The sequence below is a fragment of the Sphingobium sp. EP60837 genome (assembly GCF_001658005.1).
GTDB classification, from domain to species: domain Bacteria; phylum Pseudomonadota; class Alphaproteobacteria; order Sphingomonadales; family Sphingomonadaceae; genus Sphingobium; species Sphingobium tyrosinilyticum.
This window is the reverse complement of record NZ_CP015986.1, coordinates 1789616-1807082: the sequence shown is the minus strand read 5'-3', so window position 1 is coordinate 1807082 and position 17467 is coordinate 1789616. Positions and strand designations below refer to the sequence as shown.

General features: G+C 61.7%; 18 protein-coding genes. 8 read left to right on the top strand and 10 right to left on the bottom strand.

The genetic code is table 11. From position 1 onward, the window contains the following. Nucleotides 1–93: 93 nt before the first annotated feature. The 7 genes from EP837_RS08770 to EP837_RS08745 form a co-directional block, all read right to left on the bottom strand. Nucleotides 94–1626, bottom strand: coding sequence for a Fic family protein (locus EP837_RS08770; protein ID WP_066526510.1), 1533 nt, complete (start codon nt 1624–1626; stop codon nt 94–96). Between the two features lie 46 nt (nt 1627–1672). Then, complete coding sequence (locus EP837_RS21545; protein WP_225870521.1) at nt 1673–2047, bottom strand: type II toxin-antitoxin system VapB family antitoxin; 375 nt, start codon at nt 2045–2047, stop codon at nt 1673–1675. Further along, a complete protein-coding gene (locus EP837_RS21945) occupies nt 1981–2145 on the bottom strand; it encodes a hypothetical protein (protein ID WP_335675594.1) in 165 nt (54 codons plus the stop codon). Before EP837_RS21945 ends, EP837_RS21545 begins: the two co-directional genes overlap by 67 nt. Further along, nucleotides 2124–2555, bottom strand: coding sequence for a hypothetical protein (locus tag EP837_RS08760; RefSeq protein WP_335675592.1), 432 nt, complete (start codon nt 2553–2555; stop codon nt 2124–2126). Before EP837_RS08760 ends, EP837_RS21945 begins: the two co-directional genes overlap by 22 nt. Before the next feature lie 20 nt (nt 2556–2575). Further along, entirely contained in the window at nt 2576–3001 is a 426-nt protein-coding gene (locus tag EP837_RS08755; protein ID WP_082919662.1) for an SOS response-associated peptidase family protein, read from the bottom strand. A gap of 295 nt (nt 3002–3296) precedes the next feature. Continuing rightward, nucleotides 3297–3797: an RES family NAD+ phosphorylase gene (locus EP837_RS08750; protein WP_066526505.1), complete on the bottom strand. Its 501-nt coding sequence runs from the start codon at nt 3795–3797 to the stop codon at nt 3297–3299. 8 nt (nt 3798–3805) lie between these two features. Further along, a complete protein-coding gene (locus EP837_RS08745) occupies nt 3806–4156 on the bottom strand; it encodes an MbcA/ParS/Xre antitoxin family protein (protein ID WP_066526500.1) in 351 nt (116 codons plus the stop codon). Nucleotides 4157–4371: 215 nt separating this feature from the next. Here EP837_RS08745 and EP837_RS08740 point away from each other — a divergent pair, with 215 nt between their 5' ends. The 5 genes from EP837_RS08740 to EP837_RS08720 all read left to right on the top strand — a co-directional run bounded on the left by EP837_RS08740 (nt 4372) and on the right by EP837_RS08720 (nt 11283). Continuing rightward, entirely contained in the window at nt 4372–4989 is a 618-nt protein-coding gene (locus tag EP837_RS08740; protein WP_066529046.1) for an SOS response-associated peptidase, read from the top strand. Then, nucleotides 4989–5411 carry a DUF1810 domain-containing protein gene (locus EP837_RS08735; protein ID WP_066526497.1) on the top strand — a complete coding sequence of 141 codons (423 nt, stop codon included), beginning with the start codon at nt 4989–4991 and terminating at the stop codon, nt 5409–5411. Before EP837_RS08740 ends, EP837_RS08735 begins: the two co-directional genes overlap by 1 nt. 100 nt (nt 5412–5511) lie before the next feature. Next, on the top strand, nt 5512–6291 hold the full coding sequence (locus tag EP837_RS08730) for an ImuA family protein (RefSeq protein WP_082919586.1): 780 nt from the start codon (nt 5512–5514) through the stop codon (nt 6289–6291). Then, the gene (locus EP837_RS08725; protein WP_082919585.1) at nt 6209–8020 is read left to right on the top strand and encodes a DUF6504 family protein; all 1812 of its coding nucleotides are present in this window, start codon (nt 6209–6211) and stop codon (nt 8018–8020) included. Before EP837_RS08730 ends, EP837_RS08725 begins: the two co-directional genes overlap by 83 nt. After that, nucleotides 8020–11283: an error-prone DNA polymerase gene (locus EP837_RS08720; protein ID WP_066526496.1), complete on the top strand. Its 3264-nt coding sequence runs from the start codon at nt 8020–8022 to the stop codon at nt 11281–11283. Before EP837_RS08725 ends, EP837_RS08720 begins: the two co-directional genes overlap by 1 nt. A gap of 17 nt (nt 11284–11300) precedes the next feature. On the opposite strand, the gene EP837_RS20945 is transcribed toward EP837_RS08720, so the two are convergent. Next, nucleotides 11301–11612, bottom strand: coding sequence for a hypothetical protein (locus tag EP837_RS20945; protein WP_156518448.1), 312 nt, complete (start codon nt 11610–11612; stop codon nt 11301–11303). Between the two features lie 357 nt (nt 11613–11969). Continuing rightward, nucleotides 11970–12200, bottom strand: coding sequence for a hypothetical protein (locus EP837_RS21540; protein ID WP_225870610.1), 231 nt, complete (start codon nt 12198–12200; stop codon nt 11970–11972). On the opposite strand from EP837_RS21540, the gene EP837_RS08715 reads away from it, so the two are divergent. The 3 genes from EP837_RS08715 (at nt 12091) to EP837_RS08705 (ending at nt 15631) form a co-directional block, all read left to right on the top strand. Then, nucleotides 12091–13257, top strand: a complete 1167-nt coding sequence (locus EP837_RS08715; RefSeq protein WP_225870596.1) for a helix-turn-helix domain-containing protein — start codon at nt 12091–12093, stop codon at nt 13255–13257. The two genes, EP837_RS21540 and EP837_RS08715, sit on opposite strands and share 110 nt — an antisense overlap. Then, complete coding sequence (locus EP837_RS08710) at nt 13254–13556, top strand: DUF4258 domain-containing protein (protein ID WP_066526492.1); 303 nt, start codon at nt 13254–13256, stop codon at nt 13554–13556. Before EP837_RS08715 ends, EP837_RS08710 begins: the two co-directional genes overlap by 4 nt. Before the next feature lie 131 nt (nt 13557–13687). After that, nucleotides 13688–15631, top strand: coding sequence for a nuclease-related domain-containing DEAD/DEAH box helicase (locus EP837_RS08705; RefSeq protein ID WP_066526490.1), 1944 nt, complete (start codon nt 13688–13690; stop codon nt 15629–15631). Between the two features lie 432 nt (nt 15632–16063). Here EP837_RS08705 and EP837_RS08700 read toward each other — a convergent pair whose 3' ends face one another. Further along, nucleotides 16064–17440, bottom strand: coding sequence for a PD-(D/E)XK nuclease family protein (locus EP837_RS08700; protein WP_066526488.1), 1377 nt, complete (start codon nt 17438–17440; stop codon nt 16064–16066). Nucleotides 17441–17467: the final 27 nt, after the last annotated feature.

The following is a 17467-nucleotide window of genomic DNA, read 5'->3' as shown; positions in this document are numbered from 1 at the left end:
GATGCGACTGGCGGCAAGCTTGGTGGGGTACAGGGATCCTAGTGTGCCGCCCACGTGACCGCCATCGCAGATAGCCTCGGGTAGTCACATCTCTCAGAAGGCGTTTGCCGCACGAGGTATATCCCCCGCTTCGGCCAGCGCCCACTGCACCGCCTGCTCCATCTCGGCGATCTCGGCATCGGTCAGTTCGTCGAACTGACCGCGCTTGCTATTGGAAAGACGTCCGCCGTTCTGAAGCATCAGGCGGATCAGCAACGCGGCGCGGCGGTTCGGCATATCGACGATGGTGCGGACACCTTCCAGCGCACGGTCAAACACAGCCAGGAAGCCCAGTTCTTCGCGCAGGTCCGTAAGGACGGTATCAATCACGCGGTCATAGAGATATTCGGCGACAGAGGTGGCATCGAAGAAGCGATAGAGCGGCGCGGTGTCGTTGCAAACCGCGATCTCGCGCTCGCTGGTCCAGCCCCAATCGATCGCGCTTAACAGGGGTCTTGAGAAGTTCTCCAGCACCGCGTCATAGCTGCGCCGATCTCGGACGATGGCGGCCGACACAGGGAAGATCATGCTCTCTGGGCTGAAACCTGTCTTGCTCAGCACGTGATGAACGATGAAGCGGTGGATGCGGCCGTTGCCGTCCTCGAACGGGTGAATGAAGACGAAGGCGAAAGCCGCGACTGCCGCTGCTACGACAGGCTCGATGTCGTCAGCGAGCATCCGCGCCATCAGCGCCATCCAGCCCGTCATCAGCGAGGGAACGTCTTCAGGTCGGGGGCAGATGAAATGCACCTCCTCGCGGAGATCAATGGCCGTCTCGCCGACGAAATTTTGGAAGCTGCGCCAGTCGGTCGCGGCATAGCGGCGATCAACGATCGCATTTTGCAGCCGAAGAATCGCTTCCTTGTCGCCCGTGTCAAAGCTGGCGGCGGCGCCCAGCGCCGCGACGAACCGCTCGATCCGATCCGGACTGGGCGTCTCCCCCTCGATCGCGAATGACGCGCGCGTTTCCTTGGTGAAGAGATGCCGGACTGCGCGGGCGAGCACGGCCGGGTCATAACGTTCGATGATCGCGCGTGCCTCGGCATCGATGTGGACACCGATCTGGCCTTCCAGCTTCGCCGTGCGGCGCACTGTGGGACACAGGTCCGGCGTGCCGAGCAGATTATCGATGATGCGGTGACGCGACGAGTTCCGCCGCGCCCCGGCGACATGCTTCTGCGGATCGAGCGCCTCGACATAATTGCCGGCCGCGGCATCAGGCACGTCGAGACGTTCGCCGGTCAGATACTCATAGAAGAACCAGGCGCGCCGCGCGTAGCTGCCGCTCGGCTCATTGCGGACCCATGCCGCGATGACCTCGGCGTCGATAGCAACGAAGGTCGCGGCCAGCACGCCCAGATCCAGGGGTTCATAGCGTAGGGCAAAGCGCAGGTTGGCGATGATGTCGTCACCAGTCGCATAGGAGCGCGGGTAGAACTCGACCGTGCGATCAGCGATCACGTCGGTGCGCCGCGCACCCGAGACGAGATAGCTTTCGGTATAGGGCGGCGGACTCTGCGGCGCAAACTTCGCCCGCAGCCAGATGTGCCCCAGCTTCGGCCGATTGTCACCTATGTCATCGTTCATGTGAAAACACTTAGCGTGTCGATTTTAGCCTTCGAATCAGCGAGGATCATCGATCAATCCGCATCGTATCAAGATCTCCTTCCCAGGCGATCTTGCCGCGATCGTTACAAAGCTTGGCCTGCGAATGGAGCGAGAGGAGCAACCTTAACCCCCCTTCCACCGCCTCGCGCTTCGTCTTAAAGCCAGTAGTACGGAGCACCTTGATCATAAGATCATCGTCGATCACGATATTAGTTCGCACAAAATATTTCTTTCCTGGTTCTTCCCCATTACGCTCATGAAGCTGCAGATCAGTTGGATCCTCATGCTTCCTCCCCTCCCGAACCCTATCCGCATCTGAACGAACGAAGGCCGCTAGGCGAGACTGCGAAAAGTGATCGACCAGCGCGTTGCTTGCATTTCCGCAATGCTGTGCTCCCATGCGTGCCGTGCCTGGCCACTCAGATGATAAATCGAGCGCGGTGCCAGTGGCGCGTTCCGTCGCTCAAACCTCGTTACTATCTTCTGCCGAAACCGCATCGCGGCAGGTTCGCCCAGCGATATCCCAATGATATGTTCGAAAACAGGACGTCGCGATGCCATCCGATGCCGGCGCCTGGATCATAGCGGATCAACAAAGCCTGGACGAGAGCCTCAGCCCGAAGACCAGCAAAAGACGCCGTCATTGCCTTCAAAGGCAGCAGCCAATCCGGCATCGGTTCGGTTGGCGTGAAAGCACCTGTCTGGAAATCATAGCTCCAGCCGTAGCTCCGGGTCAGACGCTTGCCCGTCCACTGCTGGAAGCGAAAGGGTGTAAGATCGCTTCCATCGATCAGGGCGATCAACGCCCTCTCCTCTTCCGCTGTGATGAACTCATGCTCCTGCCGCAGCCCCGGCAGAAGCGGCTGTCCGAACAGATCGGCCTGACTGGCGGATGGATGCGCGAACATATTCACCGCCCCGCTTCTGCTCAAAACGCCAGGCTGGTCTGCAGAGGCTTGGTCAGGATCTCTTCGACCAAAAACAGATGCGCAGGCGGGGTGACCAACAGATCCGTTTCGGGCACCTGGCAATCCAGCCACTTCATGACCTGCCAGCGCTGGATGATGGCCCCGTGACGCTCCTGGTAGCGCATCACCTCTGGGTTCGCGTCAACTGTGATGATGCGATAGCAGACCGGCCAGTCGCCCATGGCGGGCTCCCAAATGGCGGCGAGATAGAAGAAATTGCCGTCCTCCATGGTCACCCGGAATTTCTTCTCGCCATTGCGGATGTGAAATTCCGAAGCCGGCACCAGGCAGCGATTGCTCGGAAATGATCGCCCTTCCGATCGGATGAACTCATAGCGCACGCCATCACTAAAGCGCGGGTTGGAACCCCACGCCGCCTCGATCATCTCAAGCTCTTGTATGTCCTCCGGGTTACGCCGGATGATGGCACGGCGACTTCCGATCGCGTCGGAGTCGAAGGGGGTTGCTTTCGAGTCCATGTAAGGAACATACAGGGAACAATAAGCGGGAGCAAGGTTCCCCGGCAACTAGGGTTGATGCTACAGCCGGTAGGGTGACCGACTGCGCTGGGGCTGATCAACGTTCACACCGCAGCGAATTACGTCGGTATGGCTGGTATGATCGGCAACGCTTCCGCATGAGGTTTGGCAGGAAATGGCGATCAATCGCCCCATCGAAGATTCAGATTTTACTCAGGCGTCCATCATCATCGATGAGCCCGAGTTTCAACGGGGGTCTATCACTCCACTTCCAGAGCACAAGATTGATATCGCCATCGGTGGCGCCGCGAGCGAAGCTGCGAACGAGCAAGCCGTTGAAGCCCTCGGAGATGAGGCTTTCAGCGAAGATCTGGGTATGCGCTTTCCCGGCCTTCTTCATCTGATCGCGCCAGGCCGGCTCGCCTAAGCTGGTTGGGGTCATCCCGTACTTTCCGAGTTCAGCAGCATCACGACCGTCGAAGACATTCGCGATATCTGCATCGTAGGAGACGATCGTCGTCGGTTGGAGATCTCCGACCTGGTTTGCCTCTCTAATTGCCGTCTGCAATGAGGTTGCGACGTAAAGAGCGGCCGTTCCTTTGGGATTGAAACGGCCGCCATATAGGGCAGCCCCCCGGCCTGAAAGTGGCTCGCGCGCATAGATTGGGTTCAGCGCCCGGTAGAGTTTGCCCTGGTAGCGCATGAACGCAGTCAGGCGTAAACGCCTGCGTCGACAGCGTCGATATATTCCAGCACCTCGCTCGCCCTGCCATCCTGCACGAGTTGCATGGCCGTCTGGCCGGAGAATCCCGGCAGTGGCTCCGACCTGTACCAGGCATAGGCGATGAGAGGGGATCCGAAGCGCGGGCTGGTTTTGGTGATCACCTCGATCATTTCCCTCAGGCGGCGCTGCGTTTTATCGGAACGCAAGCGCTCTTTGCGCTGTACAGCGTCACGACCCAAGCCGGCCGAGCGGGCAACCTCCTCGCTGGTCGTGCGGAATGCTGCCGCGATCTTACTCGGAGCAAAAAGTCCGTGATCGGCATATTCTAACAGGTCCATAACACTTCCTGACACAGTAATCTTGACGCAAGATAGCGTCAGAAAATGCGACATACAAGGTGCAGTGGCTTTGACATCGACTGCACAAGGACGAAGCCACTGCCGAGGCGAACCGGTCGGACTGGTCCTGCGTTGATGTACCAGCGTACGCCAAACCTCCAATCAATCCGGTTTGCCGGATGACCGGGAGCAAGCGCGGCCAAGAAGGAGGAGCGATGTGCAACGATTATAGGCTGGAGGTCGACATCGCCTCAATCGCCGAGGATTTCGAGGATCTCAAAATCAAGATCAAGATGCCCGAGGGTAAGCCCAACGTGCCCGCGCGCGAGGACATCAAGATGACCGACATGGCGCCGATCGTTCGATCGGTGGAGGGCGAACGGGGTACAGGGGAGCTGGTCAACCGACGATGGAGCTGGCCGGGCACGAAGGGCAAGCCGGTCTATAATTTCCGCTCAGAGGGGCGCGAGTTCACCTCTCACCGCTGCCTCATCCTGGCCGACGGCTTCTACGAGTTTACAGATCCCGCGGATCCCAAGCAGAAGCGGCTCGACAAATGGCTCTTCACCATGGCCGATCATCGCTGCTTCTGCATCGCGGGCATCTGGCGGGAGAGCCCGGTGGGCGAAGCCTTCACTATGCTCACCATGGACGCGGGACCGGACGTGGCGCCCTACCATCATAGGCAGATCATCCCCCTCACCCGCGAGCAATGGGTCGACTGGCTCGATCCGAGCGTGCCCGCTGGGCAGGTGCTGCGCTGGCTGCCACAAGGTACCTTGCCCGTCACCCAAGTCTACGGCTCGCCGCCAGCGCAGAGAGCGCTGCTCTGATGACCACCGATGCCACCCTCGCCCGCTTCGTCGAGGCGCAGGAAAATAGCTACGCCACCGCATTGGCGGAGATCCGGGCTGGAGCGAAGCGCTCGCACTGGATGTGGTACATTTTCCCGCAGCTGCGGGGCCTGGGGCAAAGTCCGACCGCCCATTATTATGGCATCGCGTCGATCGACGAAGCCCGCGCCTTTCTTGATCACGACCTGCTTGGCCCGCGCTATCGCGAATGTGTTGAAGCGCTACAGCAACTGGCCACTGATGACCCCGTCGCCGTGTTCGGTAGCGTGGACGCCATGAAGCTGCGCTCATCGCTAACCCTGTTCGAAGCGGCGCAGCCATGTCCGTCGTTCGCGGGCGCATTGGACCGCTGGTTCGACGGAGAGCGCGACCCGGCGACTCTGCAAATGCTTGCAGACTGATCCATCTGAAGACGGGCGGAGGAAAAATGGCGATTCATCCGCTTGACGAATCGCCCGGCCGAACGGAACATAAAGGGAACATCTGAGTCGATATGTTCCCATGATTTGCCCCGCTTCCACATCTGACCGGCCCCGCGCCACCACTCCTCTTGCCGCCCTACTGGCGGAACTCACGCAGGCGCGCGCCGCGCGGGGGCCTGCCCTGCCCTTCGGCATCGACGCGATCGACCAGCGCCTAGCCGATCGTGGGTTGGATGGCGCAGCCTTGCACGAGATTGCCGCCGCGTCTGCGACGCTCAGCGATGACGCTGCCGCGACGCTGTTCGCGGCCGGCATCGCCGCCCGTTTTGCAACTCAGCCCGGCTTCACGGTCTTCTGGGCGCTCACCAGGTTCGATCTCTATGCGCCCGGGCTTGAGCAGGTAGGGCTTGGCCCGGATAAGCTTCTCTATGCGCAGGGCACGAGCGACAGCGCCGTCCTCGCCATGACCGAGGACGCCCTGCGCGACGGCTCGCTCGCCTGCGTGATCGCTGAGGTAAAGTCAGCCGACCAGACCGCGACCCGGCGGCTGCAGCTCGCGGCCTCTGACGGCAAGACGCCAATGCTGCTCTACCGCCGCTATCGTGTCCGTGATCGCTGCCCCTTGAGCGGCCTCTCCTCCGCCATGACCCGTTGGCGGATCGGCTGCGTGCCTTCGGCGCGTCTTCCCCATCCCGGGGTCGGACGCGCGCGCTGGTCGGTCGAGCTCGTCCGTCAGCGAAACGGCAATCCCTTCTCCCTCGAACTGGACGCGTGCGATGATCAGGGTCGCCTCGCTCTACCTGCCGCAGCTGCCCATAGAGCGCCTGCGGCGGTCGGAGCGGCCAGCCAAGCGGCCTGAGCCCGCTGGCCCGTCGCTCGCTCCGCGCTTTGCAGGACCGATCGACGACAATCCAGGAGCCTGTTCGGTGCCCCGCGGCGGTGGCTGGCGGCCCGGCGCGCGTTGGGCGCGGGATGATGCCCAGCGCCCAAGCCAGAGCGAGATTGACGCCCTGCCCGCGCACCAGCGGCCGACCATGCGCGAAATGGGCCGTCGCAGCGAGTCGGCGGAGCATCCCTTTAAAGCCATGCCGGCTGATGAGGGCGCCGCCGGCATCCGCTCGGCCCCCGCTCTTACATGGACGACGCTATGGGGACAGCCCACGATCCTGATCGCCCGGACAGGGCAGCGTGACGTGGTGACCGCCGCCTGCCCGGTGGCGCTTGAGCTTGGCCTGCGTCCCGGCATGGCGGCCGCGCACGCCCGCGCGCTCGTGACCAACCTTGAGGTTCGCGACGCAGATCCGGATGCCGATCGGGCCTGGCTCGAGCGCCTGGCGCTCCACGCAGTCGGTCATTGGACGCCGACAGCCTGCCGGTCAGGCAAAGACGGACTGTGGCTGGATCTCACCGGCACCACCCACCTCTTCGGAGGTGAGGCACGCTTCTGCCGACGGCTGCTGCGCTTCCTCGGGCGCCTGGGCTTTACCGCCAGCATCGCCATCGCCGGTACGCCTGGCGCCGCCCATGCGCTGGCGCGCTATGGCGGCAAGGCCATCACCCTGCTGCCGCCCGGCACAGAGACCCAGGCGATCGCCGATCTGCCACTCGCAGCTCTGCGGCTCGAACCCGAGGCACTGATGTCGGCCGCGCGCTTCGGCCTTGAGCGGATCGCTGATCTCTATCCTATGCCACGCGGCCCGCTGGCCAAGCGCCTCGGACTCGCCACCGTCCGGCGGCTCGACCAGGCGCGCGGAATATTAGCGGAACCGATCGTCCCGGTCGTGCCATTCGAGGCGCCGCGCGTGGAGCGGCGATTGCTCGAACCCATCGGCACCGCCGAAGCCATCACCCAGGTGATCGGCGATCTCGTCGATGATCTGGTCATCATCCTACAGGAGCGCGGCATGGGGCTGCGCACGGCGCATCTCACCTGCCTGATCGTCGATGGTACGGAGCAACGGATCGCGATCGGCACTGCGCGCGCCACGCGCGAGCCCAGACATGTGAAGCGGATGCTCGCGATGCGGGTCGAAAAGATCGATCCGGGTCTTGGCATCGAGGCGATGTCGCTCACCACGCCTCGAGTGGAGGAGTTGAAGGCGCAGACGCTGGAAGCCGAGCTTGGGGCCAGCGATCGCGCGCCCGACATCGCGCCGCTGGTCGATCAACTTGCTGGGCGGATCGAACCCGACGCCCCCTTCCGCCTTTCCTCTCATGAAAGCGATGTACCCGAACGCGCGGTCAGGCGGATGGAGCCGCTCGCCAGGCCTCTTGGCTGGCCGGGTTGGAAGCGGCCCGTGCGGATGCTCAAAAAGCCTGAGCTTCTCTCCCATGTCGTGGCGCTGCTACCCGATCATCCGCCCCGCCGCTTCACCTGGCGTCGGACCGACTATCGTGTCATCGCAGGAGACGGCCCGGAACGCATCCATGGCGAGTGGTGGCGCAACGCCCGCGAGATGTGGGCGGTTCGGGACTATTTCCGGGTCGAAGCAACCGGCGGCGAGCGTTTCTGGCTGTTCCGCCGTGGTGATGGCGTCGATGAGCAGACCGGCAATCTAAGCTGGTACATGCACGGGATCTTCGGCTGATGGCCCGCTACGTCGAGCTACAGGTGACGAGCCATTTCTCGTTCCTTCGCGGCGCCTCCTCGCCCGAACAGCTTTTCTCCGCTGCCGCCCTGCTCAGTCACAAAGCTTTAGGGCTTGCGGACTGGGGAAGCGTCGCAGGCGTGGTGCGTGGCTGGGAGGCGCAGAAAGCGACTCAAGTTCGTATGATCGCCGGCGCTCGCGTCAATCTCACCGATGGTCGGGCCTTGCTGCTCTATCCGACAGACCGCTCAGCGTGGAGCAGGCTGACGCGCTTGCTCTCCGTCGGCAAGGCGCGCGGCGGCAAGGGCTGCTGCATGCTCGACTGGTCCGATGTCGCTAACCATGCCGAGGGCATGATCGCCATCCTGGTGCCGGACCTGCCTGACAGCGCGACGCTTGCCAACCTCTCGGATCTACGGAACGTCTTCGGCGGCGGCGCCTATATGGCGCTGTCGCTGCGCCGGCGCCCGGATGACCTCGCTCGTATCCACGCGCTTAATGCCATGGCGCGTCGGGCTGGCGTGCGCAGCGTCGCCACGGGCGACATACTCTATCACACCCCCGACGCCCGGCCGCTCCAGGATGTCATGACCGCGATCCGCGAGAAGACCACCATCGATGGGCTCGGCTTCAGACGCGAGCGCCATATGGACCGCAACCTGAAGTCGCCAGAGGAAATGGAGCGACGCTTCGCCGCCTTTCCCGACGCGATCCAGGCCAGCGCCGATATCGCCGCTGAGTGCCGCTTCGATCTTGGCGAGATCCAGTATCAATATCCCTATGAGCAGGTGATGGAGGGGCGCACCGCGCAGCAGGCCTTGGCGGCGCTCACGGATGCAGCGGCCCAACGGATGTTGCCGAGCGGGCTGCCCAAAGCGTATCGCGACCAGATCGATCATGAGCTGCGGCTGATCGACCAGCTCGGCTATGCGCCCTATTTCCTGACCGTCAATGCGATTGTCGCCGAAAGCCGACGACGCGGCATTCTCTGCCAGGGGCGCGGCTCGGCGGCGAACAGCTGCGTCTGCTATATGCTCGGCATCACCTCGATCGATCCGATCCAGCATGAGCTACTGTTCGAGCGCTTTGTCTCCGGCGAGCGCAAGGAGCCGCCCGATATCGACGTCGACTTCGAGCACGAGCGGCGCGAAGAGATCATCCAGTGGATCTATGAGACCTATGGCCGCACCCGATCGGCGCTGACCGCCGTGGTCACCCGCTATCGCACCCGTGGCGCAGTGGCCGAGGTCGGGAAGGCCTTGGGACTGCCGCGCGACCTCACCAAGATGCTGACCGGGCTGGTTTGGGGCTGGTCCATGGACGGGATCACGGACGAGCAGATCGAGAGCCTCAACCTCAATGCCGACGATCATCGGCTAAAACTCACGCTGGAGCTTTCCCGCCAGCTCATCGGCACGCCGCGTCATCTCTCCCAGCATCCCGGCGGTTTTGTCCTGACCCAGGACCGGCTCGACGATCTGGTGCCGATCGAGCCGGCCCGTATGGAGGACCGGCAGATCATCGAGTGGGACAAGAATGATATCGATGCCCTCAAATTCATGAAGGTCGATGTGCTGGGCCTTGGCATGCTCGGCTGCATGAACCGCGCCTTTAACCTGCTGGAGGAGCATAAGGGGATCAGGGTCGGCATGGCCGACCTCCAGAATGATGACCCCGACGTCTATGCCATGATCCAGCGCGCCGACACGCTGGGCGTATTCCAGATCGAGAGCCGGGCGCAAATGTCGATGCTGCCCCGGATCAAGCCGAAGGAATTCTACGATCTGGTGATTGAGGTGGCGATCGTCCGGCCCGGACCCATCCAGGGTGATATGGTCCATCCGTACCTCAGGCGGCGGGAAGGAAAGGAAAAGCCGGAATACCCCAAGCCCGAACTCCGTGCCGTGCTCGAGAAGACGCTGGGCGTGCCGCTGTTCCAAGAGCAAGCGATGAAGGTCGCGATCGTCGGCGCCGGGTTCACGCCGGCCGAGGCCGACCAGCTGCGCCGCGCCATGGCGACGTTCAAGCTGACCGGCGGCGTCAGCCATTTCTACGACAAGCTGGTAAACGGCATGGTGTCGCGCGGCTACCCGAAGGACTTCGCCGAGCGCACCTTCAAGCAGATCGAGGGCTTTGGCAGCTATGGCTTCCCCGAAAGCCATGCCGCGAGCTTCGCCAAGATCGCCTATGCCTCCTCCTGGATGAAGCATCATCATCCCGACGTGTTCTGCGCCGCGCTGCTAAATGCCCAGCCGATGGGCTTCTATGCCCCGGCGCAGATCGTGCGCGACGCCCGCAACCACGGCGTAGAGGTGCGGCCGGTCTCGATCAATCACAGCCATTGGGACTGTACGCTCGAACCAGCGCGCGGAAGCTACAAAGCCGTGCGCCTGGGATTTCGGCAAGTGCGCGGCCTTGCCAACATTCATGGCGCGGCGATCGTTGGCGCGCGCGGCCCCGCGCCGTTCGAAAGTGTCGAGGAGGTCTGGCGCCGCGCGGGCGTGCCGCGCGCCGCAATCGAGCGGCTGGCGGAAGCTGATGCTTTTTCCTGCATCGCGCAGGATCGGCGGCAGGGATTGTGGAAAGTCAAGGGCCTGGGTGAAGCCCCCCTCCCCCTCTTTGCCGCCGCTGATCAGCGAGAAGGCAAGTTCTCGCCGGAAGGCCTTGAGGCCCCTGTTGTGCTACAGCCGATGACCGAGGGCCGTGAGGTGGTGGAGGACTATCGCTCGCTCCAGCTGTCGCTGCGCGATCATCCACTCAGCTTCCTCCGCCCTCAGCTCAACGACATGCGGATCGTGCGCTGCGCCGATCTTCGATCGATCCGTGACGGGCGCAATATCGAGGTAGCCGGCGTCATCCTCGTGCGGCAGCGGCCAGGATCGGCAAAGGGTGTGCTGTTCGTCACGATCGAGGACGAGACCGGGGTTGCCAACGGCATCCTCTGGCCGAACAAGTTCGAGGTCTATCGCCGACAGGTGATGTCCGCATCCATGATCGCCATGCGGGGACGGCTGCAGAAAGAGGGCGAGGTCATCCATATCATCTGTGATCGGATCACCGATCATGATGAGATGCTGCGGTCGATTGGGCGAGCCGAGTTCAAGATGGCGCCGGGTCGCGGCGATGGCGCAAGCCATGGCGGCGGCCCTGATCCGCGCTACCCCGGCTTCCCATATGGCCGCACACTCGCGTCACCTTCCTTTCATACCAAGGACAAACCAGACGAAGATATGGTGCCGATCCGCAGCCACGATTTCCATTGATTTACAATTATCAACTCTCACGGCTGATCGAGCCTCCCGCCCATAATGAGCGTGGTCTGACCAGCGGAGTCGGTTCCCCACCAGGTCACGCCGTTCGGCAGCGGGCGCTTGAATGTCCGAAAACGCCGGAACCCGGCATTTAAACGCCTCGAAGAACCGGTGATTTCGGGGTGATGGAACTGATGGCGGACGCCCAGGCGTTGTCGGCTTGTCGATTTCCTGCCGATTCTGCGGTTTCGCGCGGCTTTCGAGGCGGTTTCGGCATTCTGCGGACGTACTTCGCCCTTCGAGCGAGACGAGGGGTTTGAAATATAGATCAAGTTGGCCATGCCGATTTCATGCGAGGTAATGTAGCCTGCTACGTCGCGACAAAGGCGTGATCGCCCTCGCCCGCTTCATGACATGGTGGCGACGGTAGCCTGGCCGGCGCTATTACCGCGCATGGCGATGAAATATGGCCCCGCTGCTATGTTGGAGGGGGTCAACGCTGCGCGCCGGGCGGCCCGCCTGCCGGACCGCTCGCCCTGTTTCCCGATCGAGCAGCCCGATTCGCCCTCAAGACCTGCGGCTGACTTGTGAAGGCGCTTGGTAGAACTGCCCACAACGGTGGCCTTGACAAATTTTGTCCCTTATTTTGTCTCATAAAAGCAGCTGGCAAAAAAATAACGCTGTTTTTTGCCATGCCTTCAACGCTGAAGGACAAAATTTACCGGCTGAAAAAGCCCTGCGCGTTGACTTACAACCGGCATCGTACCAATCAAAGGAAGATGCAACATGGCATTCAAGGCAGAACTTTTAAGCGAGAAAATGAAGGCCTGCGGGGTCAGCCAGAAACAGCTGGCCGAAAGAACTTCGTTCGACGTCCGCTCGATCAGCCGCTGGGCCAATGGCCACCAGATTCCCAAGCCCGCTTCCATCCTTAAGCTAGCCGAAGCTCTTGGTTGCAGCCTTAAGGACTTCGACCCGGATTTTGCGGATAGCATGGAAGGCGTCATCGTTTCGGGCCGAGTGTCGGCGGCGTCGCACAATGCCTACGCGGCCATGAAGCTGGTCTTCAACGTTTCCCAGACCCAGATCCTTGAACTGGCGCCGATCCTGTTTGCGACCGTCGCGGCCCGGGCGCTCCAGATCCCCGCCGATGACGATGCCTTCGTCGCGGCGCAGGAGCGCGAAGCGAGGAACCGGGGCATCCGCATCGAGCGGTGTGGGAGCCTGGACGAAGTCGAAGGTCTGGACCTCGATTGCAAGGCAGCCAATGATCACAAATGCTTCGGGCTCGAACCCGAGCATGGCTCCACGGCCATCGCGCGCAATCTGTTCTGGGAGGCTTTGAGCCGGATGGTCGCACAGGCCGACAATCGTGTCAGTGTCGACATGTGGCAACAAGACTGGCCGGGCCATGTACCCGACGCCGACGGCTTCAATCCCCACGTTGCCCTGCTCGATCTCGTCGCCGAGGGAGATCCGGAAATCATCCGCAGGCTGGTCCGCGGCGAGTTGCGCTTCTCCACCAGCATCGACAAGGCCCAGATTGCGAGCAAGGGCGACCTGAACCAGCTGGCCGAGCTCATTCGCAAGGATCTGGCCGACCAAGCGGCCGCGCACCGCGCGATGCTCGAAGACCGGCGGCGAGCAAGTCAGGCAAGGCTCGATCTGTGGCGCCAGGGCTACGAACGGGAACATCCCGAATGGGCGCAAGAATACGAGGAATTGACGGCCGCGCTTTGCCATCCGGCGAACTGGTATCCCGCCTACTATTCAGACAAGATGATCGAAGAGGCCCGCGCCAATCCCTTCGCAGAAGCCCGCTTTCTTGACGATGCGCGGTACCCCGGCCGTTTCGTCCTGCCCCGACCGTTCGGCCATAAGCCCGAACCCGTTTACCCTTGCACTAATGCCGACGTCGAGCGGTTCGACGAACTTCAGGCCCATCGTGCCGCATCAAAGGCTGCGTTCGAGGGAGGCAGCAAGTGAACCCGTTTGATCGCCGCCGTCTCGCCTCGTGCGCCGTCTCGGGCACGAAACTCAGCAAACACGCGGCGCTGCGCAGCCAGCAACGCAGCATGTCACCGGACATCATCGATGCCGTCATCGACTTTGGCGAGGAGCGCCACGCAGGTGGGGGATGCTTCAGCTATGCCTTCACCGATCGCACCTGGCGGCGGTTCGTTGCGCAGATGGGGGCGGACTCGCGCCGACTTGAGCGCGCCCGCAACGCATACGTGGTCGTGGCCGAAAACGGCCACGTCGTCACCACCGCGTGGATTCACTAACCCGGCTCGCTCCGGGGCCGGAGGCACCACGACGGCGTGCTTCGGGCGAGAGCAACAAGCGAAAACAATCAGCAAACGTTCGATAAAGGGTTTTGGAATGTCACCCTCTCTACTGCTCGAAAAGGTCGCCCATGTCCCGTATCGTCGATCCTCCCCGGCACGTGCTCGAAGGTCTCAGGCAGCCGCTGACCGCTGGCGAGCGCCGGGTCTTCGACCTGCTCGATCGCGAACTGGACGAGGCTTGGGAGATTTACCTTCAGCCCCACCTGAACGGCTTGCGTCCAGATTTCGTTATCCTGAATCCTAATGTCGGCATCGTCGTGATCGAGGTGAAGGACTGGGACCTCAACGCGATGGGCTACTTCGTCAAATCCCGTGACAATGGGCACCACGAACTCTGCGCCCGGAAAGATGGCCAAGAATTTGCCATCCCGAACCCGTTCGCCACGATCCGGAAATACAAGAGGGAAATCTTCAACATCTACTGCCCGCGCTTGCCCGAGCGGGCTGGATACGGCGCAGTCACCCCCATCGTGATCTTCCCGTTCGCCCCGCGCGACCGGGTCCTCGAACTGCAAACACCATTCCTGAAGAACAAGGAGCCGCAGAGCCGCGACCACTGGTTCCCCGTCGCTGGGATGGAAGACCTGACGGCAGAGGGTTTGCAGCGCTGGATGCCGCTGCTCAACCCCGAAAAGCGCCCCGTCATGCGGCCCGCTCACGCCGATGACTTGCGGAAATGGCTCGTTGAACCCGATTTTGGGAAGACACAGCGAGAGCCGCTAGTCATGGACAGTCACCAACGCACCCTAGCCGAGACGCGCACCCGATCGGGCTATCGCCGCATCAGGGGGCCCGCAGGATCGGGCAAATCGGTCGTGCTGGCCGCCCGCGCCGCCCGGCTCGCCAGCGAGGGCAAAGCGGTCCTCGTCGTCTCGTTCAACGTCACGCTCTGGCACTACTTGCGCGACATGATCGTGCGTGGTCTGCAAGACCTCGTGAGGAGTGGCAGATCCGTGCCGGACCCCATGAGACACGTGACGTTCACGCATTTCCACGAGTGGTGCAAGGATGTCTGCCAAGACCGACGGATCGAGCATCGAGGGTTTCTCGATCGATATGCTGCAATCATGGCACCAATCGCCGCAATACAAGGCACCCCCGGTCTTGATGGCAGGGAGAAGAAGCGGAGGATCAGCGCGATCAGCGGCCCGATACTGAATGACCAGGTACCACGCCTTGCCAGGGAGGCCGCCAAGGCTGTCAGCCGGTTTGAACAGTCCGATGCCGTGCTTGTCGACGAGGGGCAGGACTTCCTGCCGCACTGGTGGGCTGCCCTGCGCGAAATCTGCCGCCCGGGCGGGGAAATGGTGCTGGTCGCCGATGTCACCCAGGACGTTTACGGCACAGCTAGTAACTGGACCGAAGAAGCGATGTCGGGTGCCGGGTTCGAGGGGGCCTGGTCACAACTCAAACTCGGCTACCGCGTCCCGTCAGATGCTTTGCGCCTTGCCAGCGACTTCGCCACGCAGTTCCTCCCTGCCGCCACCCGCGACTTGGCCGAACCCGACCAGGGCAGCCTCGAACTCGACCGAAGCTCGGTTCGCTGGATCCAATGTTCCGAGCAAGAGGCCATCGCGAAGTGCACCTATGCGGTGCATCAGATGAAGTTCAACATAAAGGACAATGGCACGTCCAACACCGACATCGTTTTTTTATGCGATACTATTGATCATGGTCGGAAGGTGGTCGGCGAATTGGAAACATACACGGGATACAGGCACAATATCGCCCACACCTACGACCACGACAAGGCGATAGAAGGTCGCCTTAAGATGGCGTTCTGGATGGGGCAGCCACGCATCAAAGCCACAACCTTCCACAGCTTCAAGGGCTGGGAAACGCGCCTGCTCGTGGTCTACATCGCTAGCTCCCGCGGCAACGAAACCCGCGCCGGGATTTACGCCGCGCTTACCCGCCTGAAGCGTCATCCCGCTGGCAGTCATATCATCGTCGTCTGCTCAGATCCTGAACTCGCCGAATTTGGCGAACGTTACAGCGAGATGGCCAACTGAATCCGGCGCGCGGCGCGTCGATGATCGTCGGGTGATATCGGGCATCATACACATACTCAAGTGGGGTGGCTGTTGGGCCGATTGCCCGGCTTAGCATGGTCCATCAATGACGGTCTACAATCGCTGGAACCGCTGGAGCCGTCACGGCATCTGGACACGCATCCTGACGGCCCCAACGCAGATCGAAGCTTGCTGCGCTGCTGAAAGTCCAGCCTAGCGAAAGATGTCTGCTCCTGAAAAAGCTTCGCTTTCGATGCACCACGTAGGAACGCCGGAAAGTCCCAAGCCAAGTCATTCCTGCCAGCTTCAGGGGAGAGACCCGGCATGTCTGCTTCGGGGGGGATGGCGATGGAGCATCCACCGGCGGGGATGTGGCGATTACCAGCTTCCCCCCTTGAATCTGCGATGCATGCAGGTCCGGCAGACAGGTCTTTAGAGACGAGCCTGATCTATGTGCAACTTTGCCTTCGTCCGTAGTCTCATGCGGAGGTGTTCGACCAAGAACGGGAGGTTCGCGCGCGTCAGGGGATACGGCTTTTGCTGGATCGGCATGGGCAGTTTGATCGTCAAGACACGCTTGCCCGCGGATTCTCGCTGCGCCTTGTATCTAAACCGCTCGGACCACGTCCCGCGCCTGGCCACATCTGCTTTTTCAAGTTCGGCACAGAGTGCAGTTCCGCTTCCCTTCACGAAGACAGAAAATTGCCACGTCAGTTCCGTTGCATCAGCGCCCCAGCCGACTAGATCGCCATCGTCGCTACGGACATAGCTTAGCGATACTGCATTGTACGGGTTGCCGGTGAATTGACCGTTGTTCATCTCGGTAATCTGTAGGCCGAGATCCTCAAACGCCGGCTGAAGCGCCGTGATCACTTCCTGGCGAAGTTTCCGACGCTCCTGCCTCACGGCGTCAAGGGCTGCCTGATGTTCGGCTACGAGCTTCTGGACGATGGGCCTGAAGAGCCCTTGCGACGGGCAAACGTGCTCGCCGAGGAAGGCAAGGTAATCCTTGACCATCTGGTCTCCAGCCCGCGGAGAGGATTGATCAATGACGGCGGAAAGAACCTGCGTGACATGGCCGTAATGGGCCATAGTCCACACGCTGTCTTCGTGGATGTCCGATTCGAACGAGCCGCCAGTAGGAATTTCGAACGGCCGCGCGTTCATCACCCCCTCCGCCACCGTCGTTGTGGCGTCAGCGTCCTTCGCAAGGAAAATGAAGTTGCATTGCCAGCTGGGGCCGTCGGAGTAGTATTTAGCAAAGAACTCTGTGGCCCACTGACGATAGCGCCTCCTCTGAGCGGGGCCCTCAGCTGAACCAATCTTCAGTTCGATGATCGCAAGACGGCGAAGAATGGGGTCATACACAATGACATCCGGCCGTCCGGGACGGTCTCTCGACGCTGTGGCCTGATCCGAGACAACCGCGAACTCGTCGCCGACATGCTCGCGAAGCACGATGATGTCTTTGGGATCAGAGGGAGGCGCAGATTCTGTGCCTCGAAACGCCGGACAAAGGCCAAACAGCACATCGGTCCCATATCCATGGGTTTGCCAAGGCGTCAGAAGGTAGGCGAGGAAGTTGCTATGCCGCACCTCATCGGTGAGACGTCCCATCGCAGCGAACGGGTTGGCCGCCATGAGCTGGGATGCCAAGATTTGGAAATCCTCTGACGCAGCCAAGCGCTCGACGGCGGCCTGGCCGCCCGACTCGTCGACGATCTTAAGAGATTTGAAACTCGCCGGGTTCCCTTCTATCAGGAAGTCTAGGACTGGCTGGTAGCGAGTGTAAAATTGGCTTAGCGACATAAACCCCTGTGGTGTTTAGCGATGTAT

Excerpts from the sequence above, each read along its gene's own strand:
- EP837_RS08755 (WP_082919662.1), bottom strand. The coding sequence starts at position 3,001 with ATGATCGAGGCGGCGTGGGGTTCCAACCCGCGCTTTAGTGATGGCGTG.
- EP837_RS20945 (WP_156518448.1), bottom strand. The coding sequence starts at position 11,612 with ATGGCCAACTTGATCTATATTTCAAACCCCTCGTCTCGCTCGAAGGGC.
- EP837_RS21545 (WP_225870521.1), bottom strand. The coding sequence starts at position 2,047 with ATGGGAGCACAGCATTGCGGAAATGCAAGCAACGCGCTGGTCGATCAC.
- EP837_RS08735 (WP_066526497.1), top strand. The coding sequence starts at position 4,989 with ATGACCACCGATGCCACCCTCGCCCGCTTCGTCGAGGCGCAGGAAAAT.
- EP837_RS08745 (WP_066526500.1), bottom strand. The coding sequence starts at position 4,156 with ATGGACCTGTTAGAATATGCCGATCACGGACTTTTTGCTCCGAGTAAG.
- EP837_RS08705 (WP_066526490.1), top strand. The coding sequence starts at position 13,688 with ATGTCCCGTATCGTCGATCCTCCCCGGCACGTGCTCGAAGGTCTCAGG.
- EP837_RS21540 (WP_225870610.1), bottom strand. The coding sequence starts at position 12,200 with ATGGAAGCGGGCTTGGGAATCTGGTGGCCATTGGCCCAGCGGCTGATC.
- EP837_RS08750 (WP_066526505.1), bottom strand. The coding sequence starts at position 3,797 with ATGCGCTACCAGGGCAAACTCTACCGGGCGCTGAACCCAATCTATGCG.
- EP837_RS08720 (WP_066526496.1), top strand. The coding sequence starts at position 8,020 with ATGGCCCGCTACGTCGAGCTACAGGTGACGAGCCATTTCTCGTTCCTT.
- EP837_RS08760 (WP_335675592.1), bottom strand. The coding sequence starts at position 2,555 with ATGTTCGCGCATCCATCCGCCAGTCAGGCCGATCTGTTCGGACAGCCG.
- EP837_RS08730 (WP_082919586.1), top strand. The coding sequence starts at position 5,512 with ATGATTTGCCCCGCTTCCACATCTGACCGGCCCCGCGCCACCACTCCT.
- EP837_RS08770 (WP_066526510.1), bottom strand. The coding sequence starts at position 1,626 with ATGAACGATGACATAGGTGACAATCGGCCGAAGCTGGGGCACATCTGG.
- EP837_RS08715 (WP_225870596.1), top strand. The coding sequence starts at position 12,091 with ATGAAGGCCTGCGGGGTCAGCCAGAAACAGCTGGCCGAAAGAACTTCG.
- EP837_RS08725 (WP_082919585.1), top strand. The coding sequence starts at position 6,209 with ATGATCAGGGTCGCCTCGCTCTACCTGCCGCAGCTGCCCATAGAGCGC.
- EP837_RS21945 (WP_335675594.1), bottom strand. The coding sequence starts at position 2,145 with ATGCGGTTTCGGCAGAAGATAGTAACGAGGTTTGAGCGACGGAACGCG.
- EP837_RS08740 (WP_066529046.1), top strand. The coding sequence starts at position 4,372 with ATGTGCAACGATTATAGGCTGGAGGTCGACATCGCCTCAATCGCCGAG.
- EP837_RS08700 (WP_066526488.1), bottom strand. The coding sequence starts at position 17,440 with ATGTCGCTAAGCCAATTTTACACTCGCTACCAGCCAGTCCTAGACTTC.